26 protein-coding genes and 1 pseudogene are annotated in these 22546 nt (G+C 48.5%); 11 read left to right on the plus strand and 16 right to left on the minus strand.

What is annotated here, in order from left to right:
• Positions 1-135 precede the first annotated feature (135 nt).
• The 8 genes from rpe to trpC all read left to right on the plus strand — a co-directional run bounded on the left by rpe (position 136) and on the right by trpC (position 6766).
• Positions 136-813, plus strand: a complete 678-nt coding sequence (gene rpe / locus GKO28_RS17710; protein WP_182077263.1) for a ribulose-phosphate 3-epimerase — start codon at positions 136-138, stop codon at positions 811-813.
• Positions 813-1151 (plus strand): ArsC/Spx/MgsR family protein, encoded by a 339-nt coding sequence (locus tag GKO28_RS17715; protein ID WP_182077264.1) that lies wholly within the window; start codon positions 813-815, stop codon positions 1149-1151. The genes rpe and GKO28_RS17715 overlap by 1 nt, the downstream gene beginning before the upstream one ends.
• Positions 1152-1209: 58 nt before the next feature.
• On the plus strand, positions 1210-1875 hold the full coding sequence (locus GKO28_RS17720) for a phosphoglycolate phosphatase (protein WP_247646628.1): 666 nt from the start codon (positions 1210-1212) through the stop codon (positions 1873-1875).
• 372 nt (positions 1876-2247) lie between these two features.
• Positions 2248-3717: an anthranilate synthase component I gene (trpE, locus tag GKO28_RS17725; RefSeq protein WP_182077266.1), complete on the plus strand. Its 1470-nt coding sequence runs from the start codon at positions 2248-2250 to the stop codon at positions 3715-3717.
• Positions 3718-3728: 11 nt separating this feature from the next.
• Positions 3729-4121 (plus strand): GxxExxY protein, encoded by a 393-nt coding sequence (locus GKO28_RS17730; protein WP_182077267.1) that lies wholly within the window; start codon positions 3729-3731, stop codon positions 4119-4121.
• Between the two features lie 49 nt (positions 4122-4170).
• Positions 4171-4740, plus strand: a complete 570-nt coding sequence (locus GKO28_RS17735) for an aminodeoxychorismate/anthranilate synthase component II (protein WP_182077268.1) — start codon at positions 4171-4173, stop codon at positions 4738-4740.
• Between the two features lie 87 nt (positions 4741-4827).
• Positions 4828-5853, plus strand: coding sequence for an anthranilate phosphoribosyltransferase (gene trpD, locus GKO28_RS17740; protein WP_182077269.1), 1026 nt, complete (start codon positions 4828-4830; stop codon positions 5851-5853).
• Positions 5854-5956: 103 nt separating this feature from the next.
• Entirely contained in the window at positions 5957-6766 is an 810-nt protein-coding gene (gene trpC / locus GKO28_RS17745) for an indole-3-glycerol phosphate synthase TrpC (protein WP_182077270.1), read from the plus strand.
• 167 nt (positions 6767-6933) lie between these two features.
• Here the strand turns inward: trpC and GKO28_RS17750 are convergent, their stop codons facing one another.
• The 4 genes from GKO28_RS17750 to GKO28_RS17765 all read right to left on the minus strand — a co-directional run bounded on the left by GKO28_RS17750 (position 6934) and on the right by GKO28_RS17765 (position 12119).
• Entirely contained in the window at positions 6934-7803 is an 870-nt protein-coding gene (locus GKO28_RS17750) for a hypothetical protein (protein WP_203564258.1), read from the minus strand.
• Positions 7804-7920: 117 nt separating this feature from the next.
• The gene (gene tadA / locus GKO28_RS17755; RefSeq protein WP_182077272.1) at positions 7921-9165 is read right to left on the minus strand and encodes a tRNA adenosine(34) deaminase TadA; all 1245 of its coding nucleotides are present in this window, start codon (positions 9163-9165) and stop codon (positions 7921-7923) included.
• Positions 9166-9361: 196 nt separating this feature from the next.
• Complete coding sequence (gene recN, locus GKO28_RS17760; RefSeq protein WP_182077273.1) at positions 9362-11014, minus strand: DNA repair protein RecN; 1653 nt, start codon at positions 11012-11014, stop codon at positions 9362-9364.
• A 229-nt stretch (positions 11015-11243) separates the two neighbouring features.
• Positions 11244-12119: an NAD kinase gene (locus tag GKO28_RS17765; protein ID WP_182077274.1), complete on the minus strand. Its 876-nt coding sequence runs from the start codon at positions 12117-12119 to the stop codon at positions 11244-11246.
• A 73-nt stretch (positions 12120-12192) separates the two neighbouring features.
• Between GKO28_RS17765 and hrcA the strand changes: the two genes are divergently transcribed.
• From hrcA to mltB, 3 genes are read left to right on the plus strand one after another with little or no spacing between them, the layout of a single operon-like run.
• On the plus strand, positions 12193-12954 hold the full coding sequence (hrcA, locus tag GKO28_RS17770; protein WP_282099367.1) for a heat-inducible transcriptional repressor HrcA: 762 nt from the start codon (positions 12193-12195) through the stop codon (positions 12952-12954).
• A 34-nt stretch (positions 12955-12988) separates the two neighbouring features.
• Entirely contained in the window at positions 12989-13210 is a 222-nt protein-coding gene (locus GKO28_RS22035; RefSeq protein ID WP_282099368.1) for a hypothetical protein, read from the plus strand.
• Between the two features lie 13 nt (positions 13211-13223).
• Positions 13224-14237 (plus strand): lytic murein transglycosylase B, encoded by a 1014-nt coding sequence (gene mltB, locus GKO28_RS17775; RefSeq protein WP_182077275.1) that lies wholly within the window; start codon positions 13224-13226, stop codon positions 14235-14237.
• A gap of 144 nt (positions 14238-14381) precedes the next feature.
• Here the strand turns inward: mltB and GKO28_RS17780 are convergent, their stop codons facing one another.
• The 12 genes and pseudogenes from GKO28_RS17780 to GKO28_RS17830 all read right to left on the minus strand — a co-directional run bounded on the left by GKO28_RS17780 (position 14382) and on the right by GKO28_RS17830 (position 22542).
• On the minus strand, positions 14382-14702 hold the full coding sequence (locus GKO28_RS17780; protein ID WP_203564259.1) for an EAL domain-containing protein: 321 nt from the start codon (positions 14700-14702) through the stop codon (positions 14382-14384).
• Positions 14662-15702, minus strand: a complete 1041-nt coding sequence (locus tag GKO28_RS17785; protein WP_203564260.1) for a bifunctional diguanylate cyclase/phosphodiesterase — start codon at positions 15700-15702, stop codon at positions 14662-14664. Before GKO28_RS17785 ends, GKO28_RS17780 begins: the two co-directional genes overlap by 41 nt.
• Positions 15672-16913, minus strand: a complete 1242-nt coding sequence (locus GKO28_RS17790; RefSeq protein WP_182077276.1) for a PAS domain S-box protein — start codon at positions 16911-16913, stop codon at positions 15672-15674. The genes GKO28_RS17785 and GKO28_RS17790 overlap by 31 nt, the downstream gene beginning before the upstream one ends.
• 222 nt (positions 16914-17135) lie before the next feature.
• On the minus strand, positions 17136-17672 hold the full coding sequence (scpB, locus tag GKO28_RS17795; RefSeq protein WP_182077277.1) for an SMC-Scp complex subunit ScpB: 537 nt from the start codon (positions 17670-17672) through the stop codon (positions 17136-17138).
• A 200-nt stretch (positions 17673-17872) separates the two neighbouring features.
• Positions 17873-18685 carry a ScpA family protein gene (locus GKO28_RS17800; protein WP_182077278.1) on the minus strand — a complete coding sequence of 271 codons (813 nt, stop codon included), beginning with the start codon at positions 18683-18685 and terminating at the stop codon, positions 17873-17875.
• The gene (locus GKO28_RS17805) at positions 18682-19041 is read right to left on the minus strand and encodes a hypothetical protein (protein ID WP_182077279.1); all 360 of its coding nucleotides are present in this window, start codon (positions 19039-19041) and stop codon (positions 18682-18684) included. Before GKO28_RS17805 ends, GKO28_RS17800 begins: the two co-directional genes overlap by 4 nt.
• Positions 19042-19050: 9 nt before the next feature.
• Complete coding sequence (locus GKO28_RS17810) at positions 19051-19695, minus strand: site-2 protease family protein (RefSeq protein WP_182077280.1); 645 nt, start codon at positions 19693-19695, stop codon at positions 19051-19053.
• Positions 19696-19714: 19 nt separating this feature from the next.
• A complete protein-coding gene (locus GKO28_RS17815; RefSeq protein ID WP_182077281.1) occupies positions 19715-20338 on the minus strand; it encodes an L-threonylcarbamoyladenylate synthase in 624 nt (207 codons plus the stop codon).
• Between the two features lie 49 nt (positions 20339-20387).
• Complete coding sequence (locus GKO28_RS20650; protein WP_247646629.1) at positions 20388-20846, minus strand: hypothetical protein; 459 nt, start codon at positions 20844-20846, stop codon at positions 20388-20390.
• Positions 20827-21255 (minus strand): PHP domain-containing protein, encoded by a 429-nt coding sequence (locus GKO28_RS20655; protein WP_247646630.1) that lies wholly within the window; start codon positions 21253-21255, stop codon positions 20827-20829. The genes GKO28_RS20650 and GKO28_RS20655 overlap by 20 nt, the downstream gene beginning before the upstream one ends.
• 91 nt (positions 21256-21346) lie before the next feature.
• Positions 21347-22227 (minus strand): annotated as a pseudogene (cysM, locus tag GKO28_RS17825) (cysteine synthase CysM).
• 48 nt (positions 22228-22275) lie between these two features.
• Positions 22276-22542 (minus strand): hypothetical protein, encoded by a 267-nt coding sequence (locus GKO28_RS17830; protein WP_173534089.1) that lies wholly within the window; start codon positions 22540-22542, stop codon positions 22276-22278.
• Between the last annotated feature and the right edge of the window lie 4 nt (positions 22543-22546).

A 22546-nucleotide genomic window follows, 5' to 3' on the forward strand; every position in this document is an offset into this window, starting at 1 on the left:
TGTGGTAGATCAGGGCGATGTGGCAGTTTACCAGCGTGGCGAACGCATATTGAGCAAAGTCATCTTGTTTTCGCGTTAAACTGGCACACTAGAGCACTATTAGTGCCTATTCTTGCCTTCTTAGGAGCCGGATTCATGACTTATCGCATCGCCCCAAGTATTTTATCGGCTGACTTTGCCCGTTTGGGTGAAGAAGTAAAAAACGTTATCGCTGCTGGCGCCGACATCATTCACTTTGATGTCATGGATAACCATTATGTGCCTAATCTCACCATAGGTCCTTTGGTTTGCGATGCCATCCGGCCATGGACCGACGCGCCGATTGATGTGCATTTAATGGTAAAACCGGTTGATCGCATTATCCCCGACTTTGCCAAAGCGGGCGCCAACATCATTACTTTCCACCCCGAAGCCTCTGAGCATATTGATCGCTCTTTAGGTTTAATTAAAGAATCGGGCTGTAAAGCTGGCTTGGTATTTAATCCGGCCACACCACTGCATTACCTTGACTACGTGATGGACAAAATTGACATGATTTTGCTGATGTCAGTCAATCCTGGTTATGGCGGCCAATCCTTTATTGCCGAAACTTTAGTCAAAGCACGGCAAGCCCGCGCTTTAATCGATGCTTATACCGTCAAAACTGGCCGTGAAATCTGGTTGGAAATCGATGGTGGGGTCAAAGTCGACAATATTGCCGCGTGTGCGGCTGCGGGCGTCGACACCTTTGTTGCGGGTTCAGCCATTTACGGGCAGCCCGATTACAAAACCGTCATTGACCAAATGCGCGCCGAACTGGCCAAGGTGGCGTAATGCAGCTGCTGCACAATCCACGCTGTAGTAAAAGCCGCGAGGCACTGAGTGAACTGAACGCCTTAGGACATTCGCCAGAGGTTCGCCTTTATCTTGAAGACCCGCTGAGCGCCGATGAAATCACGGCTTTACTGGCAATGATCGACATCGCAGCGCTGGATTTGGTGCGGCAAAAAGAACCGCTTTGGGCTGAGTTATGCCAAGGGCGAGCATTAAGCGCAGCGCAGATTATTGAGCACCTCGCTGCGCACCCACAATTGATCGAGCGGCCGATTTTAATTCATCAAGGCAAAGCAGCGATCGGCCGCCCTTTTGCACGCTTACTGACTATTTTGTAAATCGAAACGATCATTTGCGTTTTTGACGTAGATTTTTGCAGACATGAATGAGGCTTCAATGAGTATTATTGCTTGTGCATTTGACCTTGACGGCACTTTAGTCGATTCAATCCATGATTTAGCCCGTGCCGCCAATTTAGCGCGCGCCGACGCGGGGCTCTCCCCACTTGAAAGTGACCGCGTTGCTAGCTTTGTTGGCGATGGCGCCGCAAGTTTAGTCGCAAGGGTATTGGCCGATAGCCATCATGCAGAATATACCGGCAGCGATATACAGCGAGAGGGTATGCTGAGCTTTAATGCCCACTACCTTGCAGGCCTGCATATCGCAACGCGCTTTTACCCTAAAGTACTCGCCACATTACATCTACTGCGCGAGCGGCAAATCCCATTAGCACTGGTTACCAATAAGCCAGAACGTTTCACCCTGCCTTTGCTACGCGAGTTGGGTATCGACACGCATTTTGAGGTGGTGGTCGCGGGCGATACGGTCAGCAATAAAAAACCCTCTGCTGATCCGCTTCTGTATGCCGCCAGCCGATTAAACGTCCCCACCAGTCAGTTGCTGATGGTCGGCGACTCAATCAACGATGTATTGTCAGCGCGGGCGGCGGGTTGCCCGGTACTGGCAGTCAGTTATGGTTATGGCAGCGACGTTGAGTCACTCAATGCCGATGCGGTGATTCATAGCTTTGCTGATTTATGTGAGTTTCTCGATCTCGCTTAAAACACAACGCGTGAGCAGGCTAAAGCACGTCATTAACGTCAGCGAATTCAAGTTTGAATATCGAAGGTGATGCCAAATCAAATCGCTGACTATGGTTCCAGCTGACCGCGTGATTGGGCAGCAATGGCCGATTTAACGCCTATTGCTTGCGAACATATCTATTTCTTCGCAAGCAATGTCACACCGATGGTGCGTGAATTTGACGGTATTGTTCAGTTCACGCACAATTGGGGCTTACTTCTCGATTTAAATAGATATCAATCCACATGGCTTTTTACTCCGCACAGCAGCAATACGAAATTTTTGAATGGCGATGGCGTCGCTGATCTCGCGCGCAGACGCCCTTCTTCTATTCTATTTGGAGTAATACCCATGATTTCCCGCATCGAATTTGATGCCTTGGCCAGCCAAGGCTTTAACCGCATTCCGCTGATCCAAGCATTATTTGCTGATTTAGATACCCCGCTATCGGTGTATCTCAAACTCGCCAATCGCCCTTACTCGTATTTATTAGAATCGGTCGTCGGTGGCGAGCGATTTGGCCGCTATTCATTTATTGGCTTACCCGCGCGCACCCGAATCAAAGTTTGCGGCACGCGCACGGAGCTGATTCATGACGATCAGGTCATTGAAAGCCATGAAGGCAATCCACTGGATTTTATTGAAAGCTATCAAGCCCGTTTTAAAGCGCCGCCAAGCAAAGGTTTGCCGCGTTTTATGGGCGGTTTGGTCGGCTATTTTGGTTACGAAACCATTCGGTATATCGAACGTAAACTCGCGCAATGCCATAAAGCCGATCCAATTGGCGCGCCCGATATCCAGCTATTACTCTCTGAAGAAATCGTCGTTGTCGATAATCTAAGCGGTAAGTTGTATTTAGTGGTGTACGCCGACCCGCATGAAATCGATGCATTTGACACCGCCAGCACGCGCATTCATGCATTACGAATGAAATTACGTGAGCCAGCCAACATGGCGCTCTCGTTACCGACCGGCAATGTGGGTGCGCCGGTCTCTGAATTTGGCGAAGCGCCATTTAAGGCGGCCGTACTCAAAGCCAAAGATTACATCAAAGATGGCGACGTGATGCAGGTGGTGCTGGCGCAACGCATGAGTGCGCCGATGCAGGCCTCGGCGATGTCTTTATATCGCTCTTTACGCAGCATTAACCCTTCGCCGTATATGTTTTATTACGATTTTGGCGATATGCAAATTGTCGGTGCGTCACCCGAAATTTTGGTGCGACTCGAAGACGACACCGTCACCGTGCGCCCAATTGCGGGCACCCGAACTCGCGGTAAAGATCGCACAGAGGATCTCGCGCTCGAGCAAGAATTACTCGCTGACGAGAAAGAAATCGCCGAACACGTGATGCTGATTGATTTGGGCCGCAATGATGCCGGTCGCGTGGCACAAACTGGCTCAGTCAAACTCGTCGACAAAATGATTGTTGAGCGTTATTCCCACGTGATGCACATTGTGTCCAGCGTAGAAGCCAAGCTCAAACCTAAACTCAGCGCGATTGACGTGCTCAAAGCCACCTTCCCGGCTGGCACAGTCTCTGGCGCGCCCAAAGTGCGGGCCATGGAAATCATTGACGAGTTGGAGCCGACTAAACGCGGCATATATTCTGGCGCGGTCGGTTATTTGGGCTTTAACGGCGATATGGACGTCGCCATTGCGCTGCGCACCGCAGTGGTTAAAAACCAAACACTCTATATGCAAGCCGGCGCCGGCATTGTGGCTGACTCCGTTCCGCAAAGCGAATGGCAAGAAACGCTCAATAAAGCTCGTGCTGTTTTACGCGCGGCTGAGCTCGCTGAACAAGGATTGGACGCCTAAAGGCAAAAAACATGAACCACAAAGACACGGAGGCACAGAGAAACGCACTGAGCCAACGTGTAATTGGCGCAGCAATTGAAGTCCATAGGCACTTAGGCCCAGGGCTACTTGAGTCTGCATACCAAACTTGTCTAGCTTATGAATTAAGTCAGGCAGACCTACTGGTTCAGCAACAATTAAATTTACCGCTGATTTATAAAGGCATTCAACTGGATGCAGCCTACCGAATCGACTTTTTGGTAGAAAATCAGCTGGTACTCGAACTTAAAACTGTGGAAAAAATACTACCGATCCATGAAGCACAACTATTAAGCTACCTTCGCCTTGGCGATTTTTCGCTCGGTCTATTGCTTAATTTTCATGCGCCTACGCTGAAAGATGGCATAAAACGCCTTAAGCTTTGATGTAGTTTTCTTTGTGCCTCTGTGCCTCTGTGGTTAAAGGGTTTTGACTATGCTACTTATGATCGACAATTACGACAGCTTTACTTACAACTTGGTGCAATATTTTGGTGAACTCGGCCAAGACGTTCAAGTGCATCGCAACGATGAAATCAGCATCGAGCAAATCGAAGCTTTAGCGCCAAAATATTTAGTGATTTCACCCGGCCCTTGCTCGCCCAGCGAGGCGGGTATTTCAGTGGCGGCAATTAAGCATTTTGCTGGCAAGCTGCCGATTATGGGCGTGTGCTTGGGACACCAAGCGATTGGTGAAGCTTTTGGCGGTGTAGTTTTGCATGCCAAAACCCTGATGCATGGCAAGGTATCTCCCGTTATCCATAACGATATCGGGATGTTCAAAGATATACCCTCTCCTGTTACTGTGACCCGTTATCATTCATTGGCCATTGAGCGCGACTCGCTCCCCGATTGCCTTGAAGTGACCGCGTGGACTGCTGATGGTGAAATCATGGGGGTTCGCCATAAAACGCTAGCCATCGAAGGCGTGCAATTTCACCCCGAATCGATCTTGACCGAGCATGGCCATCAAATGCTTGAAAACTTCCTGCGCGAATTTGCCTAATACCAAACTCACCACCGAGACACAGAGACACAGAGCAACTGATTTACTCTGTGCCTTTGTGCCTCTGTGGTTCAAAAGTGAGTCACCATGATTACCATCCAAGCCGCCTTAAATCGCCTGATCGACAACAACGAACTGTTTTACGATGAAATGCTGCATTTAATGCGGCAAATCATGTCGGGTGAAATGACGCCAGCGCAAATCGCTGCACTCTTGATTGGCCTACGTACCAAGGTTGAAACGGTTTCCGAAATCGCCGCTGCGGCCACCGTGATGCGCGAATTTTCGACCAAAGTGGCAGTACAAGATCAACGGCACCTGGTTGACACCTGCGGCACCGGTGGCGATGGCGCACATACGTTTAATATTTCCACCTGCGCCGCTTTTGTTGCGGCAGCAGCAGGTGCCAAAGTCGCCAAACATGGCGGCCGATCAGTGTCATCAAGCTCAGGCTCGGCCGATGTGCTCGAAAGCTTTGGCGTGAATCTGAATCTCACTGCCGAACAAGTCGGACAATGTATTGACGAAGTCGGTTTGGGCTTTATGTTTGCCCCCAACCATCACAGCGCCATGAAATACGTCGCGCCAGTACGCAAAGAGCTTGGCGTGCGCACGATTTTTAATATCCTTGGCCCACTGACTAATCCTGCTGGTGCTGACAATCAAGTGATGGGCGTATTTCACCCTGATCTTGTGGGTATTCAAGTGCGCGTGTTACAAAAGCTAGGCGCCAAGCACATACTCATCGTCCATGGTAAAGACGGCATGGACGAAATATCCATCAGCGCCCCAACGATGATTGCCGAGCTTAAAGACGGACAAATCACCGAATACGAATTTGACCCACGCCAGCTGGGCTTTGAGCTCGCCGACATTAAAGCACTACACGCCAGCAATGCCGCTGAGTCCAAAGCCAAGATCGAGTCGGTGCTCAACGGCGAAACCGGCCCTTGCCGCGACATCGTTTTACTGAACGCTGGTGCTGCCATCTACGCCGCCAACTTAGCCATCACCCTCGAAGACGGCATTAATGCAGCGCATGAAGTGATTGCTAGCGGCGCAGCGAAAGAAAAATTGGCAGCGTTAATTCGTTTTACACAAGCACTGGCCTAAGCCGATAGATTGACGTAGGGTGGCCGCGCTGCTGCGTAAGCCACCATCCTAAAAATTTAAAATATTGGCGGGTTACGCGCTAACCCGCCCTACGAGTGAAGCCATGTCCGACATCCTAAAAAAAATCTGGGCGACGAAGTTTGAAGAAGTCGCTGCGGCTAAAAAACACCTGCCACTCGCCGAAATTCGGGCGCAGGCTGAGGCCAATCAAGACCATCGCGATTTTGTTGCGGCGATTCGTGCTAAACACGCAGCAGGCAAAGCCGGGGTGATTGCCGAGATCAAAAAGGCCAGCCCGAGCAAAGGGGTGATGCGCGATCCGTTTGTGCCGGCGGAAATCGCCGCCGATTATGCGGCCAATGGCGCGGCGTGTTTGTCGGTATTAACCGATGTGCAATATTTTCAAGGTCATGCTGATTACCTTAAAGCCGCGCGTGCGGCCTGCGCTTTACCGGCGCTGCGTAAAGACTTTATGGTCGACGAGTATCAGTTTTATGAAGCGCGCGCTTGGGGGGCTGATTGCATTTTATTGATTGCCGCCGAGCTCGATTTAGCGCAAATGCGCGATTTTGAAGCGCTAGCGCATAGCCTTGGTATGGCGGTCTTGGTTGAGGTGCACAATGCTCAAGAGTTGGATGCTGCGCTGCAATTAACAACACCGCTGGTGGGGGTTAATAATCGTAATTTGCGTACATTTGAAGTGAGCTTACAAACAACGATCGACTTATTGCCACGGATTAACGACGCTGGCGGCAACCGTATCGCGGTGTGTGAAAGTGGCATTCATGCGGCTAGCGATGTGCAATTAATGCATGATCATCAAGTGCATACGTATTTGGTGGGTGAGGCCTTTATGCGGCAAGCCTCTCCGGGACAAGGCTTAAGTGATTTGTTTAATCCAATTTATAATTAAATCATGCTGTATACAGCTCTAAGTAATATTTGATAACGCTTAGAGCTGTATACCCAATGCTTATTATTCGGCACCAAGGCTTGCTCGCTAGCAACAAAGCTGAGATTCCGCAGTACGATGAAACAATAGGATAGTTTCAATTTTTAATGGCGAAAACCATGCTCTGATTATTTATGACCGCCGCCTTCGCCTCCTTTACCGCCACCACCGCTTTTCCCTCCGCCGTTACCTCCGCCGTTACCTCCACTACTACCTCCACTACTTCCGCCACTACTACCGCCACTACTGCCGCCACTGCTACCGCCACTACTGCCTCCGCCGCTACTGCTTTCACCTGAGCCAGTGGAACCTTTGGATGAAGAATTGGAATGACTTGATTGATGGCCTGTAGATTGATCGTCTCTACCACGACCTTTATCTGCACTGCTTCTTCCTGCTGAATCATCCCCTAGTTCGCCAGAACGGTTTGATGGCTTATTGCTTGAGCGATGACTTTCTGGTTCTGGTAAAGCTCGGCCATGTTCCATTTCGACCCCTTCACGCGACTGGTGCTCATTAAGCTGATGCAGTGCATGCTGTGGTTCGTGACTTTTAGACACCACTGAGCCTAAATTTAGGCCTAATCGATTGGAAATCGCTCCCCAGCCCAGACCCGAAGCACGCATTGATGAAACCGAGCTCAATGCCTGCGACAATGTCAGGCTAGTATTTTTTTGCATCATCGCACTCGCCAAGGCCAGCGTTACGTTCACATTGCCCCAGCCCATACTTTGCCCAGTGCCGGTAATGGTTGTGCGGCTACCGTTGGCGGCAATCAAGGTAGTCGAGCGCCCCTCTCTGAGTGCCTCCGCCAGTTGGGCGGCATTTCTTTTTGATCCTGCCAGCGAGGCATAGGTATTGGCCATCGCATCTGCGACTTGTTTTGAGTCTTGTTGCTGGCTCAGTTGATTGGTTTGTTGTGCGCTGTCATCTAAGCCATCGGCGAAAGTTGGAAAACTCAGCAGCAAAACAGAGTAAAGCCATAAATGTTTCATCATTTGCTCCTAAAGCATAAGAAATAGACTGACTTAGTATGATTCTCATGCAATCAAAGCTTGCGACAAAACAGAACATTCGCCGCCCAAAGGACAGTGTAAAGATAAGCAAGAATAGGATTAATCGAGCAGATATGAACGGATCTGTGCTTGTTGCTGTGGGCTTAGCCCTAAAACATGCTCGATATAGCGCGGCAAGGTGCCGGATATTTTTTTGACTTCATGTAGCGCGGCTTTTAAATAGTGGGCATCAACCCCCAAAAGCGCATTGAACAGCTCGACCTCAACGCCACTGGCAACGCCTTGAGCGATCAGCGCTTGATATTTGTGTAATACCAGCGCATTGCTTGCTAGATAGTCACGCAAAATCCGCTCGTGCGGTACGCCTAAAATCGTCAGCAATAAAACCGTCGCCCACCCAGTGCGATCTTTACCCGCAGCAGTGCAATGCCACAAGACGGGGTATTGCGCGGGACTACAAAGTGAATGCAGCCATTGGCGCATTACCCCTTGGGCATGCGTGTTGCGAACCATTTCGCGATATATATCGGCCATCAGCAAGGCCGCACGTCCTTGCCCTAAATGCAGATTTAATTGCGCAGGATCGGCCAGCAATGCGTTTAAACTCAGTGCTGATTGCAACTGCGATTGAGCTAACACATCCGCGGTGTGGTACTGCACTGCAGGCCACTGCGGATCTGGATCACGCGCTATTTCAGCGGAAGTACGAAAATCCCAAATGGTACGAATCGCCAATGCGGCAAAGGCTTGCTGATCTTGCAAACCGGCCAATTGGTCAGATCGAAACAACATCCGCGAGCGGATGGTTTTTCCTGCTGCCGTTTTTATGCCACCTAAGTCACGAAAATTAGCCAAACCCGCGATCTGCAATGGTGGCACAGGGATTGAAGCTTGACGTTTTTGGGCAAAAAAAGCTTGCAGTAATTGTTTGGCCTGCTCGCCACCAGCACCTTGTTCAATCTGGGTATGGTGATTTAATCGTGGTTCTAAATACGGATTACACACACTGCCTGCCGCCCCGGTTTTGGGCTCAGGCAGCGCGTATACCACGCGAGCAATCCGCGATTGCAAAATAACGCCACTACACATTAAACATGGCTCAAGCGTAATAAATAGCTCGCACTCGGGTAAGCGGTAGTTACCTAGGTGCTGCGCCGCTTGGCGAATCGCCAGCATCTCGGCATGTGCACTCGGGTCGTGACGATGAATGGGTTGATTATGGCCACGGCCGATGATTTGCCCTTGATGGACTACGACCGCGCCGACCGGCACTTCGCCCAAAGCCAAAGCCAGCTCTGCTTGTTGCAAAGCCGCCTGCATAAAATCCAAATCGGTGTAACTCAACGCAAAATCCTTCGTGGGGTATACCACTGCAATCTATTATTGATGCTCTTTAGAAAGCAATACCTTTGTTATTTAACCTTCAGTTACGGCATTAACCTAGCTTAGTTTTGACTAGACACTGCGCCGAGCCTTCAAGCCAACCCTGAGCAAATACGCTGAATCCGCAGCACGTCAAAACCGCAGCACGTCCAACCCGCTAAGCCAACATTTCTGCCGCATGCTGGCGCGTGGTTTCGGTAATGTCTAAACCCCCGAGCATGCGGGCGATTTCTTCGATTCTTGCCTCATGGCTTAAGACGGCAATCGAGCTGATCACGCCTTCTTTGCCTTGCTGCTTGGCCACTTGCAAATGCTGCACACCGCAGGCGGCCACTTGCGGTAGGTGCGTAATACACAACACTTGCCGCGACTGGCCTAATTCAGACAATAGTCGACCGACAATCTCGGCAACCCGGCCACCAATGCCAACGTCCACCTCGTCAAAAATCAGCGTCGGCACATTCGCCACTTGGCTGGTCACCACTTGCAAGGCCAAACTAATCCGTGACAACTCACCACCGGAGGCGACTTTGGCCATTGGGCGCAGTGGCGAAGCGGGATGATTGGCCACTTGTAATTCAACCTGCTCTAAACCATAAGCCGCTGGATGCGTTAAAGGCTGCAAAACCACTTCACAGCGGCTACCCGACAAAGCCAAGACTTGCATTTGCTCTGTGACCAATTGCGATAATTTCTGCGCCGCGCTAGTGCGGGATTTACTTAAAGCTGTGGCCAATTTGCGATAAGCGCTTTCTGCGGCTAAGACTTGTTTTCGCAAGGCATCCAAACCCTCTTCGCCGCCCAATTCGGCCAACCGCGCTTGCCATTCGTGCAATTGCGATAGCAGCTGCGACGGATCAATGCGATATTTACGACCCATTTTATAAATCGCATCAAGGCGATTTTCAACTTCGCTTAAGCGCTCAGGATCGAGCTCTAAGCGGTCGGCATACAAGCGTAAAGCACTCACCGATTCAGCCAATTGCGCTTCGGCGCCAGCAATGAGCTCTAAGGTATCGTTAATCGATGGATCAAAATCAGCCAATTGGCTTAAGCGATGCGCGGCCGTGGCGAGCCAGCTTTGGCAATTGTCATCACCATCGCTGAGCGCCATCAGCCCTTCTTGTACCCCATCGATTAAGCCTGCGGCATGATGCAAACGCTTGTGATCGAGTTGTAATTCGGGCCATTCGCCCTCTTGCATATTCAGCGCCGCAACTTCGTCAATTTGCCATTGCAAGCGCTCGCGCTCGGTTTCAAAGCGCTCGGCATTTTGTTCGGCATCGTTAAGTTGCTGCGCCAGCGTGTGCCAAACTTGATATTTTTTGGCGGTATCACGCGCAACTTGGGTAGTGCCCGCGTAAGCGTCGAGCAAATCACGCTGCGCATCGTGGCGTAATAACGATTGGTGGGCATGTTGGCCGTGGATGTCGACCAAGAATTCACCGACGCCTTTGAGCTGGCTCAGTGTAACGGGGCTGCCATTAATAAATGATCTGGATTTGCCGTTGGCATCAATAACGCGGCGAATAATCAATGGCGCACAATCTTCGCTGAGTCCTTGTTCAATCAGCCAGTCGGTCACGCCGCTTAAGGCTTCGCACATAAACTCCGCCGACAATTCAGCGCGCTCAGCGCCGTGACGAACCACGCCGGCATCCGAGCGATCTCCGAGCAATAAACCCAGCGCGTCAATCAAAATAGATTTACCAGCGCCGGTTTCACCGGTGAGTACGGTTAAGCCCGCTTGAAAATCTAAATCCAGTTCACGAACAATGACAAAATCACGTAAATGCAGCGCTGCCAGCATGGTCTCACCTAAGTTAAAAGCTCAGAACAAGATCAAAGTGTACATTCGTTCTATAAAAATGGCGAGCGCTGGTCATTAAAATTCATCGATAGCGCACGAAAATCCGCCCAAAGCGTACCCGTTTCATGACGACTGAAATTGAATAGTTATCGCATCACGCCATTTTTAGGTGCACCAGCTAATCTGCGAGACACACTCAACAAGACGATGCAAAGCTGCAGCCAAAACCTTACAGTAGCTTTTCGCCCCAGCGCAATTTGGCGCGCAGCATATCGTAATAGCTATAACCATGCGGATGCAAAATACGCAATGAATTGGTATAGCGGCGGATCATGACGCGATCCATTTCATGCAATTCAAAATCCGATTGATTATCAAAATGCACACGAGCGCCTTGTCCGCGCGTCAATAAAAACGCCACTTGGGCGTTATCTGACACCACAATCGGGCGATTGGATAAAGATTGCGGGCAAATTGGCACTAAGGTGATCGCGGGTAGTGCAGGATGCAAAATCGGCCCACCGGAGGCCAGTGCATAGGCGGTAGAGCCGGTTGGCGTGGACACCACCAAACCATCCGAGCGCTGGCTGTAGACAAATTGATTGTCGACAAAAATCTCAAACTCAATCATCGAGCCAATCGAGCCGCGGCTAAACACCACATCGTTAAACGCTAAAGAGGTGCTAATCGGCTGGCCATCGCGCAAAATCGTCGTTTCTAGCAAAATGCGCTCTTCAGGAACGAACTGCCCAGCGATCATATTGCTAACGGTGAGTTCCATTTCATGCAATGGAATATCGGTCATAAAGCCGAGGCGGCCTTGATTAATCCCCACCAAGGGTATGCGATAGGGAGCCAACAACCGCGCCACCGACAGCATGGTACCGTCCCCCCCTAATACCACAACCAAATCAGCTAATTTGCCGATATGATCGCGTGCTACTTTTTGGTATTCAGTAATACCATGCTCTTGGGCAATATCTTGCTCGACCAATACTTTAATGCCGCCGCCTTCTAGCATGGCGGCCAAACGAGCAATCGGATCCCCAAGCGCGGGGGTATTTAAGCGGCCAACAAGGGCGATGGTTTTAAATAAGCTATGCATGACGTGTGGTTTTACACCAAATTAAATCACAGAACGCATTAATAACACGCCAGACAGGTTAAAATCCAGCGCTATGATGCTCAATGATCGATCCCACATCCTTTTAAAGACGCTGGTTGAACGCTATATCGCCGACGGCCATCCTGTTGGCTCAAAAGCGTTGTCGCAATATTCTGGCCTTGATGTCAGTTCGGCCACGATACGCAATGTCATGGCCGATCTCGAAAACCTCGGCCTGATTGCCAGCCCACACACCTCGGCGGGGCGAATTCCGACCGCGCAAGGCTACCGCCTGTTTGTCGATCGATTACTGACCACGCAAGGCAGTACCGCTCATGCGGCCTTGCCTGAGTTACTCAGTACTGAATTGCCGAACGATCATCCGCAACACAGCATTGCCGCCGCTTCGCAACTATTATCCCAGCTTACGCATTTTGCTGGTGTAGTCACCCCGCCACGCCGTAGCGAAGTGCTACTCAAACAAATTGAATTTTTGCCGCTCTCGGATAAACGCGTATTGCTCATTTTGGTGACGCAAGATGGCGAGGTACAAAATCGCATCGTGCAAACCGAGCGCATTTTAGGCATCAATGAGCTCAATGACGCGGCGCATTTTTTAAATCGTCACTGCGCCGGCAAAACCATTGGCAATCTTATGCAGGTTTTGCAACAAGATTTAGGTCAAGTTAAACGTGAATTACTGGAGCTGATGAATGCCGCCATGCAAATGGGGCAAGATTTAAGCCACGACCATATGGTGATTGCGGGGGAACATCAATTGCTGGGGCTGAATGATTTTGGCAGCAATATGCGGCAAATGCGCCAGTTGTTTTGAACTTTTTGAACAAAAAAGCACCCTACTTAAACTCATGCAGCTAGGGCAAAGCGCCGCAGGCATTCAAATTTATATCGGTCATGAATCGGGCATCGCGCCACTGGATGAATGCTCAGTCATCGCCGCGCCGTATCGCGTAGATGGCGAAATCGTTGGCACTTTAGGCGTGATTGGCCCGACTCGTATGGCGTATGATCGCGTAATTCCCATTGTTAACATTACAGCGCAGCTACTCTCTAGCGCGCTGTCTCATTAAATCGATCTTATTCATGAAAAAAATCACCCTGGCCATCTTGGCGACCCTCGCTGTATCGGCCCCTTCTGTTGCGGATGATGAATTAATTAGCCGTCCAGAAGTGCAAGACTACATTCGCCAAACCGCCGCCACGCATGGCTTTAGTGAAGATTACTTAACGAATGTGTTGCAAGACGCGCAAACCAAAAACAATATCATTACGATTTTGGATCGCCCGTCAACCAGCCGACCTTGGCATGAGTTTCAAGCCAATTTTGTGAATAAAACCCGCATCAATAATGGCGCTAAATTTTGGCGCAATCATGCCGATTTAATTAATGCCATTGCTAAGCAATACAAAGTCGCCCCCGAAGTGATGTTGGCCATTTTAGGCGCTGAAACCAATTACGGCACGTATACCGGCTCGTTTCGGATTGTTGATGCTTTAAGCACCATTGCATTTAATTACCCACGCCGTGCCGCGTACTTTCAAAAAGAACTCACTGAGTTTTTCTTATTAGCGCAAGCAGAGCAACAAGACGCCGCGTCATTTAAAGGCAGTTATGCCGGTGCAATGGGCTGGCCGCAATTTATGCCATCGTCTTTCCGGAAATATGCGCAAGATTGGGATGGCGATGGCCGTCACGACATTTGGAACAACCCCGGCGACGCGCTGGCCTCGGTGGCCAATTATCTAAATCAACACGGCTGGGTGGATCAAGGCGACACCTTTACTGCAGTCAATATGAATCAAGACCCCAGCCAATTATTGGCCGATAAATTTAATCTTCATTACACGGTGGATGAATTAATCGCCAAAGGCGTGGCGCCGATTGCCGAAATCAACACTCAGCAAGCGGCGGTGTTATACGCGCTAGAAACAGAACCAGGCTTCACCCAGCACTTTTTAGGCTTTAATAATTTTTACGTGATTACTCGCTATAACAAGAGCACTTTGTACGCCACGGCGGTGTTGCAGCTAGCCGATGAAATCAAAGCGGCTTATCTGCGTGGCGATGAGCCAGCCAAGCCAGTGGCAAAAAAATAATCCTCTTCGTATTCGCGAGCCGCCTTGGCTCTTACTCGCTGCGTGCATGAGCCAAGGCAGTCCTAACTGCAAACTGGTAGGTTACGCTTTAACCATCCGCTACCACCTGTATTGCCCTCTAAGCAAAGTCATATAAGCCCTAGATTAATATACCTCGCTCACTTGCTGGGTCATACTGATCAGCATTTTTTCCATATCCGGCGCTGCTAATGGTTTGCTATAAAAATAACCTTGCGCACAAGCGCAACCCATATCCCGCAAGATCTGCATTTGTGCTTGCGTTTCTACGCCTTCGGCAACGACATTCAAGCCCAATTTTTGGGCCAAAATCACAATGGTTTCGGCAATCACCACATCATCAACCTGTTCAGGAATGCCTTCAATAAACGAGCGGTCAATTTTTAATGTATCCAGCGGTAAGTTTTTAAGCTGTGATAAGGATGAATAACCGGTACCAAAAATCATCAATTGCCACTTTCACGCCCAATTGTTTAAGCTGCTGCAAAATGGCCACCGCTTCATTAATCCGCGTCATAATCAAGCTCTCGGTGACTTCAAGCTCCAACACTTGGGCGGGTAGTCCGCTATTTTGCAACGCTTGCGTCACTTGCGAGAGCAAAAGATCAGGCCTAAATTGCCGCACCGACAGGTTTACGGCAATTTGTGGCACCACAAACCCTTGCTGCCGCCAGCGCTGCACACATTGGCACGCTTCATTCAGTACCCAATCGCCAATGGGAATGATCAAACCATTTTCTTCGGCAATTGGAATAAATTCGAGTGGGGATATCAAACCCAATTGCGGGTGCCGCCAGCGAATTAAACATTCCAAACCAGCCAATTGCCCAGTCGCTAAATCAAACTGCGGTTGATACCATAATTGTAATTGCTGGCGCTCTAAGGCAAAACGCAGCGCATTTTCTAAATTCAAATGCGACATTTGATGCGCCATATTCATATCGATCGAATAAAACTGGTAAGTGTTTTTGCCCATTTCTTTGGCGCGATACATCGCAATGTCAGCGTTTTTCATTAATTGCGCCGCTTGCCCGGCATCATGCGGATATAAACTAATGCCGATGGAGCCTGTGACAAAAAGTTCATGTTCGCCCACTTGATACACTTCACCCAGTGCCAACAAAATACGCTCGGCGACCTGAATTATTTGCTCGTTATGAATGACGTTTTCTAATAGCACCGTAAACTCATCGCCACCCAAGCGCGCCACCGTGTCAAATTGCTTTACATTGCCTTGCAAACGCTGCGCGACCACTTTGAGTAGTTCATCACCGACATCGTGGCCCAAAGTATCGTTAATGGTTTTAAATCGATCCAAATCGATAAACAACAATGCAAAAGAGCGGCATTTGGTGCTGGCCCGCGTTAAAGTTTGCCCGAGCGCCTCGTGTAAGCCGCTGCGATTGAGTAAGCCAGTCAATGCATCATGCTGTGCCAAATGGCGCATTTTTTGCTCGGACTCTTTGCGCGCGTGGTGTAATCAGAAAAAACTGCGACATAATTGGTGATTTGATTATATTCATCACGCACCGCACTCATTGACAGCCAAGCAGGATAAGCACCACCACCTTTGCGCCAATCTTGCACCTCGCCCTCCCAATGACCAATTTGATGCAAACTGGTTAATTGATTCGATTGCAATACACTAAGTTGCCCTTGCTGGCGGCCAAAAATACGCGAGGTTTTGCCAATCGCATCGCGAGCTTGAAAGCCGGTTATTTTTTCAAAAGCGGGATTAATCGCAATAATCTTGGCATTGGCATCGGTCAATAAAATACCTTCGCTGGCATGCTGAAAAATCTTTCCTGCCAAGCGCGCACCATTAATTGCGCGTTGATTTTCACGGTGCGAAGCAGTTAAAAAAATTGCCGTTTGCAGCGCAATTGCCAATAAAAATAACAATCGAACGGTATGCACAATAGAATTGGTTTCACCAATATATTGACTACTGACCACCAGCAAAATGACTAAGGCAATGGCGCTATTGGCAATTTGCCCCAGGCGCAATGACGACCAAATAAACAAAGGAAACATTAAATAGGCAAATTCAAGAGCATACACATTATGCCCTTGCAGTAATAAAATACTGCCACCAGCCACTACGGTAATGATTAAGGTTAATTCAATAATCCAATTGGCATTGAGCGAGTCTTTGTCGCTCAATACCGCATATACACCGGGAATTACAATTAATAGACTTAAGGATTGAGCCAACCAAACCATTAGCCAATTTTGCAGCAATAAAGGCTGAGCAATTACAAATTGCACCAAGGACATGAAAATACTAGCAAATAAAATATTGCTATAAATTGGGCCAGCCAATAATAAACGATGACTATCGTTGATTCTAAATTCGCCTTCAGGCACAAACAGTGGCAACAAGCTAAAAACACAGAGCGCCTGCGCTAGATTGAGCAGTGCAACAGTGGCCGCAAGCCATACAGTCGGTGCGGCAAGCTCAAGCCCATAACAAATTGCACCCGGAATACAGCAGAGTATCGCTTTGGGCCCCATTAGCAATAAGCCCGCTACAGCAATACCTAATTGCAAGTTTAATGGACTAAACCAAGTATCTTTGGGTAAGACACTGCAATCAATCAGTCCAGCCAAAAGATAGGCTAACGCCAATAAATAATATTTATGCTTGGATTGCGACATCGGCAATGGAAGATCATCGAAATGGAACGTTGATCAACATAAGCTTTTTCTATGTAAGCTGTCTACAAAATGTAGATGGTATTATCAGACTACCAACAGCTACGCGTCAGAAATTAGAAATCATGATGAATGCTGCTCTGCTAATACACTCAATACCAAACCGACAAATCCGCACAGCGGCCAACACGTACCGCCAATTATCCCAAACAAAGACGAACTACATTAATCACGTTGAATTAATGTTTCTGCATCCACAGCAAAAGACGGCAATTCGCTTAATTTTTTTAAACCTAAATCCGCGAGAAATGCGGCATTAGTCGCCAATAATTCTGGGCGGCCCGGCACTTCTTTATGCCCAACCACTTCTAACCAGCCACGCTCTTTTAAAGTTTGAATAATCTGGCTTGACACCACCACGCCGCGAATCTCTTCGATTTCACCACGAGTAATCGGTTGTTTATACGCAATAATCGCCAGCGTCTCCATGACTGCGCGACTATAGCGCGGTGGTTTTTCTGGATTTAATTGGTTTAAATAAATTTGCATTTCAGGTTTAGCGCGAAAGCGCCAACCATTGGCGAGCTCTAATAATTCAATACCACGATCTTGCCAAGCCAATGCAATTTCGTTCAGGCATTGCAAAACCAACGCCGAACTCAATTCATCATTAAATACTTTTTTAATTTGCGAAACACGTAATGCTTCTTGACTCGTTAACAATACCGTTTCAATGATTTTAATTGCTTGATTTTGATCCATTTAAAACTCACAAAAAATTTAGCGGCAGATCCATCTGTTAATCGGCAATTGCAGTATTACGACGCCAATAACCAATCAATCCCATCGATATGCATGCAACTGATGGCTGGGCGAGATTGCCGCAGACAGCAAATTGAGCACTCAGAGAGTGTCACCACGATGCAAGATAAATCAACTTTACGATTTATCTGGGGTTTAATTTATCCCGCAGCGGATTCCGCACGAATCAACTGAATATAAACCGGCGTTAATACCGCATATTGCGTCACTGAAATTAAACGCTCTTTAACCAATTCTAAAATGGCAATAAAAGTCACCACAAATAATGGTACACCCTGCTGCAAATCAAACAGTTCATTAAACTCATAATAGCGCCCATTGGCAATGACCCGCAAAATATGCGCCATTTGCGCTCGCACTGACAATTGCTCGCTGGCAATCACATGGTGCTGTACTTGTTTACTACGCGCAATTAAACCCAGCCAAGCGAGTTTTAAATCCATTAAACTCACATCGGGTAAAACTGCGGCACACTCTGATTCGATATGCACCGCCACCCAAGTAAAATCTCGCTCCGCTTGCGGCAAAACATCTAATGCTTGCGCCGCTAATTTCATTTGTTCGTATTCTAATAAACGGCGCATTAATTCAGCACGCGGATCTTCTTCATCCATAAAATCAACTTCGATAACGGGCTTGGGCACCAAGAGTCGAGATTTAATTTCAATCAGCATGGCGGCCATTAATAAATACTCAGCCGCCAATTCAATATGACATGCTTCCATCGCTTCAACATAAGCCATGTATTGCGTAGTCACCTGCGACATTGGGATATTGAGAATATCAATATTTTGTTTACGAATTAGATAGAGCAATAAATCGAGCGGTCCTTCAAACTCAATCAATAAGACGCGCAATGCTTCAGGCGGGATATATAAATCGGCTGGAAACGCATGTACAGGCTCACCAAATACATGCGCCAATGGCGTTAGCGGTAAATCGGCGGCATTCATTCGGGTTGACGCGGTGGTAAGGGTTGCTGCTCCCACGGTTTAGGTGGCGCAGCGGCAATCCAGCGCGAACGCGCCAGCAGCATTAAAACGCCGCACAATATCAGCAATATCGGCCACTGAATTGAAAGCGGCAATTGATATTGCTGACGTAAAAATGTAGTAATTGCACCGGCAATCAGCATTGGACCCAAAACAATGGTGGATTTATTCACGCCTTCAATCGCCAACAACGCGACCCCTGCGCTCATTAAGCCAATAATGATAATCCAGCTCACGCTAGGGAAAAAATCGAGCGAATTCATCAGCCAGCCGGCACCAATTACAATCAGCACCACCGGAAAAACAATGCCGCGCATTAGCTGCACCTACAAAACAATTTGAATTAAACGCATCACCATCGTCATCAATGGCACCAAGATATACCCTAAAATACCGGTTACCAATAAGGCAATGATAATGAAAAAACCATAAGGCTCAACTTTCATTAAAGTTCGCGCTAAATTGGGTGGCAAAATAGAAATCATGATTCGCCCACCATCCAATGGTGGAATTGGTAACAAATTAAGCACCATTAAAATAACATTTATTTGAATCCCGGCTTGACTCATTAATGCCAATGGCAATTGAAACGAGCTACCTTCCAAGCCACTGGCGGCAAAACGAAATAATAAGGCCCAAATAAAGGCCATAACTAAATTGGCCAACGGCCCAGCCGCTGCCACCCAACGCATATCGCGCTTAGGATTATTTAAGGCATGAAAATCAACCGGAACGGGTTTAGCGTAACCAAACAAAAATCCGCCAGGTAACAATACGCACAATAAAGGCAATAACACCGTCCCAATCGGATCGATGTGTTTCATGGGGTTAAACGTCATTCGGCCTTGTAAAAAAGCCGTGGAATCGCCTAATCGCTTGGCAGCATAAGCATGCGCCGCTTCGTGAGCTGTGATTGCAAACAGCACTGGCAAGGCCCAGATTGCAATCGTTTGAATAATATTCAGTTCCATAACCGCCTTCTAATCTATTTTAAAGTGCAAACGGCGTCACATCGCCTTTGCCTTGCCGAATCAGTGTCGGCACATCACCAGAAAGATCAATCACTGTCGTCGGTTCCGTACCACAATAACCGCCTTCAATCACCAAATCGACGTCGTGCTCTAAACGATCGCGAATTTCCCACGCATCCGTCATTGGGTATTCTTCATTGGGCAACAATAAAGAACTCGACAACATCGGCTCACCCAATTCTTCTAATAAGGCCAAAGCCACCGGATGATCCGGCACCCGCAAGCCAATCGTGAGTTTTTTAGGGTGCGACACCCGGCGCGGCACTTCTTTGGTCGCCATCAAAATAAACGTATAACTACCCGGCGTCGCCGCTTTGAGTAAGCGAAAAGCTTGATTATCTACGCGGGCATAATTGCCGAGCTGCGATAAATCACGGCAGGCCAAAGTAAAGTGATGCTTATCATCGAGCTGACGAATTCGCCGGATCCGCTCAATCGCATCTTTATTATCTAAAGCGCAACCCATGGCATAGCACGAATCGGTGGGGTAAATGATAATCCCGCCTTTACGTAAAATATCCACTGCCTGTTTAATGAGGCGAGCCTGAGGATTTTCAGCATGAATAGAAAAAAACTGTGACATGAGTTTTCAACTTGTTAAATAGGTATGTCGCTACACACCATAATCAATGTTAGTTAGCGCGAGATACCTCTTGTAAAGGCTGTTTTAGCCAGCGCTCCCACACAGGTGTGCAGCCAAAAGGAAGATCGGCATTTAAGCCAGGCTCTCTCGAACCCTCACCCGTGGCATGATAATCAGTACCGCTAGAGCACTGATAATTAAAGTCATTGGCCAAACGGCCAAATCGCGCCGCATCGGCAATGCTATGTGTGCCAGAAACCACTTCAATCGCTTCACCGCCCATGCGGTGAAATTCGATCAAGAGTACGCGCAAGGTTTCATTGCCTAAATCATAGCGCCCTGGGTGCGCCAATACGGCAACGCCGCCCGCGCCACGAATCCAATCGATGGCATCGTGTAATCGCGCCCATTCATGCTCGACATAGCCCGGTTTACCGCGCACCAAATATTTTTTAAATACCGATTTAGTGTCTTTACAGCGGCCAGACTCAACCAAAAAAACGGGCAAAATGCGTGCGGCTAATCATTTCTGGATTTTCGGCAAACTTTTGTGCACCAACTAGTACGCCTTCAATTCCTAGCTTTTCTAGGCCTTTGGCCATCCGCTCAGCACGCTCAGCGCGCCCCTCGCGCACACTAGCAAGCCCAGCCAAAAGCGTTGGGTCATTTTCATCAAAACCTAAACCCACAATATGTAAGGTGTGCTTACCCCAGCTAACTGAGATTTCAACGCCGTTAACAAACTGCATGCCCAACTCATCGGCAGTTTGCCGCGCTAACGCCAAGCCACGCACGTCATCATGGTCGGTAAGTGCAAATAATTGACAGCCTCGTGAATGGGCACGTCGTACAACTTCATCGGGTGGCAATAAACCATCAGAAATATTGGAATGACAATGTAAATCAACTGGCGTCATTGTGTTCTCTTAATTTGAAACATTCAGTAAGCAAAATAGTTGCCGCTTTAATACTTTGTATGCCAAAGATCGAATAATTTCTTGGCATCACTTACGCAGGGAACACTCCGGTAGACAGGTAGCGATCGCCTCGATCACAAACAATACTCACAATCACCGCGTTTTCGACTTCTTGCGACAAAGCCAGTGCCGCGCATAAAGCACCACCCGAGGAGATGCCGGCAAAAATACCCTCTTCACGCGCAAGGCGCCGCGTCATGGCTTCGGCATCGGTTTGATTGACTTCCATTAAGCGATCGATCAAATCAAAATGACAAATCGTCGGCACATATTCTGGCGTCCATTTACGAATTCCCGGAATTTGTGCGCCATCGCAGGGCTGCACGCCAATAATTTGCACGGCTGAATTTTGTGCTTTTAAATAGCGCTGTGTTCCCATAATGGTACCGGTGGTCCCCATGCTAGAGACAAAATGCGTAATCGTTCCAGCAGTATCGCGCCAAATCTCTGGACCGGTGCTTTCAAAGTGCGCTAGTGGATTATCCGCATTGGCAAACTGATCTAAAATCAAGCCCTGCCCCGCTTGCGCCATTTGTAATGCCTGATCTCGAGCCGCTTCCATGCCTTCGGTTAAAATCACTTCAGCACCGTAGGCTTTCATGGTTTGAATTCGTTCAATGCTGGAATTTTTTGGCAGCAATAACACCATCCGATAGCCCATCACTGCGGCAGCCATGGCTAAAGCAATACCGGTATTGCCACTCGTGGCTTCAATTAAGGTATCCCCCGCTTGAATATCTCCGCGCATTTGTGCGCGGCGGATCATCGACAAAGCGGGTCGATCTTTCACAGAGCCAGCCGGATTATTGCCTTCGAGCTTCACTAAAATCGTGTTAGTCGTATCACCGGGGATACGCTTGAGTTTTTGACGAGCGGCGTATTGCCGACAAAATCTTCTAGATACTTGAACATATATCACTCCATGGTCGCATGATTATACGCAAGCCCATGAAGTCTGGTTCATTTGTTACGTAATAGCTTAAGCACCGCCATCAGTACGCCAAATATCTTCACGCCATGAGTGAGTCGCGACATCGATGGATGGGCCTTCGCTAAGATTTGCGCCAATTTACTGAGCATGCTTAATGACTGCGTATTCCCCAAAAGTGCATTCGCCAGCGCCATGGGGCGACGAGATTCAAGTAGCCGAGTTTCGAGCTGCAAGCGACACAATTGCGAGCGAAAGACCAGTTGCTGCTTTTTGAGCTCACGTTGCTGATTGGCCATCACG

It is taken from the genome of Deefgea sp. CFH1-16, from assembly GCF_016881365.1.
In the GTDB taxonomy this organism is placed as follows: Bacteria; Pseudomonadota; Gammaproteobacteria; order Burkholderiales; family Chitinibacteraceae; genus Deefgea.

What these genes read in the sequence shown, in the direction of transcription:
- rpe (WP_182077263.1), top strand. Translation starts at nt 136, where the DNA reads ATGACTTATCGCATCGCCCCAAGTATTTTATCGGCTGACTTTGCCCGT.
- GKO28_RS17715 (WP_182077264.1), top strand. Translation starts at nt 813, where the DNA reads ATGCAGCTGCTGCACAATCCACGCTGTAGTAAAAGCCGCGAGGCACTG.
- GKO28_RS17720 (WP_247646628.1), top strand. Translation starts at nt 1,210, where the DNA reads ATGAGTATTATTGCTTGTGCATTTGACCTTGACGGCACTTTAGTCGAT.
- trpE (WP_182077266.1), top strand. Translation starts at nt 2,248, where the DNA reads ATGATTTCCCGCATCGAATTTGATGCCTTGGCCAGCCAAGGCTTTAAC.
- GKO28_RS17730 (WP_182077267.1), top strand. Translation starts at nt 3,729, where the DNA reads ATGAACCACAAAGACACGGAGGCACAGAGAAACGCACTGAGCCAACGT.
- GKO28_RS17735 (WP_182077268.1), top strand. Translation starts at nt 4,171, where the DNA reads ATGCTACTTATGATCGACAATTACGACAGCTTTACTTACAACTTGGTG.
- trpD (WP_182077269.1), top strand. Translation starts at nt 4,828, where the DNA reads ATGATTACCATCCAAGCCGCCTTAAATCGCCTGATCGACAACAACGAA.
- trpC (WP_182077270.1), top strand. Translation starts at nt 5,957, where the DNA reads ATGTCCGACATCCTAAAAAAAATCTGGGCGACGAAGTTTGAAGAAGTC.
- GKO28_RS17750 (WP_203564258.1), bottom strand. Translation starts at nt 7,803, where the DNA reads ATGATGAAACATTTATGGCTTTACTCTGTTTTGCTGCTGAGTTTTCCA.
- recN (WP_182077273.1), bottom strand. Translation starts at nt 11,014, where the DNA reads ATGCTGGCAGCGCTGCATTTACGTGATTTTGTCATTGTTCGTGAACTG.
- GKO28_RS17765 (WP_182077274.1), bottom strand. Translation starts at nt 12,119, where the DNA reads ATGCATAGCTTATTTAAAACCATCGCCCTTGTTGGCCGCTTAAATACC.
- hrcA (WP_282099367.1), top strand. Translation starts at nt 12,193, where the DNA reads ATGATGCTCAATGATCGATCCCACATCCTTTTAAAGACGCTGGTTGAA.
- GKO28_RS22035 (WP_282099368.1), top strand. Translation starts at nt 12,989, where the DNA reads ATGCAGCTAGGGCAAAGCGCCGCAGGCATTCAAATTTATATCGGTCAT.
- mltB (WP_182077275.1), top strand. Translation starts at nt 13,224, where the DNA reads ATGAAAAAAATCACCCTGGCCATCTTGGCGACCCTCGCTGTATCGGCC.
- GKO28_RS17780 (WP_203564259.1), bottom strand. Translation starts at nt 14,702, where the DNA reads ATGATTTTTGGTACCGGTTATTCATCCTTATCACAGCTTAAAAACTTA.
- GKO28_RS17785 (WP_203564260.1), bottom strand. Translation starts at nt 15,702, where the DNA reads ATGCGCCATTTGGCACAGCATGATGCATTGACTGGCTTACTCAATCGC.
- GKO28_RS17790 (WP_182077276.1), bottom strand. Translation starts at nt 16,913, where the DNA reads ATGTCGCAATCCAAGCATAAATATTATTTATTGGCGTTAGCCTATCTT.
- scpB (WP_182077277.1), bottom strand. Translation starts at nt 17,672, where the DNA reads ATGGATCAAAATCAAGCAATTAAAATCATTGAAACGGTATTGTTAACG.
- GKO28_RS17800 (WP_182077278.1), bottom strand. Translation starts at nt 18,685, where the DNA reads ATGAATGCCGCCGATTTACCGCTAACGCCATTGGCGCATGTATTTGGT.
- GKO28_RS17805 (WP_182077279.1), bottom strand. Translation starts at nt 19,041, where the DNA reads ATGCGCGGCATTGTTTTTCCGGTGGTGCTGATTGTAATTGGTGCCGGC.
- GKO28_RS17810 (WP_182077280.1), bottom strand. Translation starts at nt 19,695, where the DNA reads ATGGAACTGAATATTATTCAAACGATTGCAATCTGGGCCTTGCCAGTG.
- GKO28_RS17815 (WP_182077281.1), bottom strand. Translation starts at nt 20,338, where the DNA reads ATGTCACAGTTTTTTTCTATTCATGCTGAAAATCCTCAGGCTCGCCTC.
- GKO28_RS20655 (WP_247646630.1), bottom strand. Translation starts at nt 21,255, where the DNA reads ATGACGCCAGTTGATTTACATTGTCATTCCAATATTTCTGATGGTTTA.
- GKO28_RS17830 (WP_173534089.1), bottom strand. Translation starts at nt 22,542, where the DNA reads ATGGCCAATCAGCAACGTGAGCTCAAAAAGCAGCAACTGGTCTTTCGC.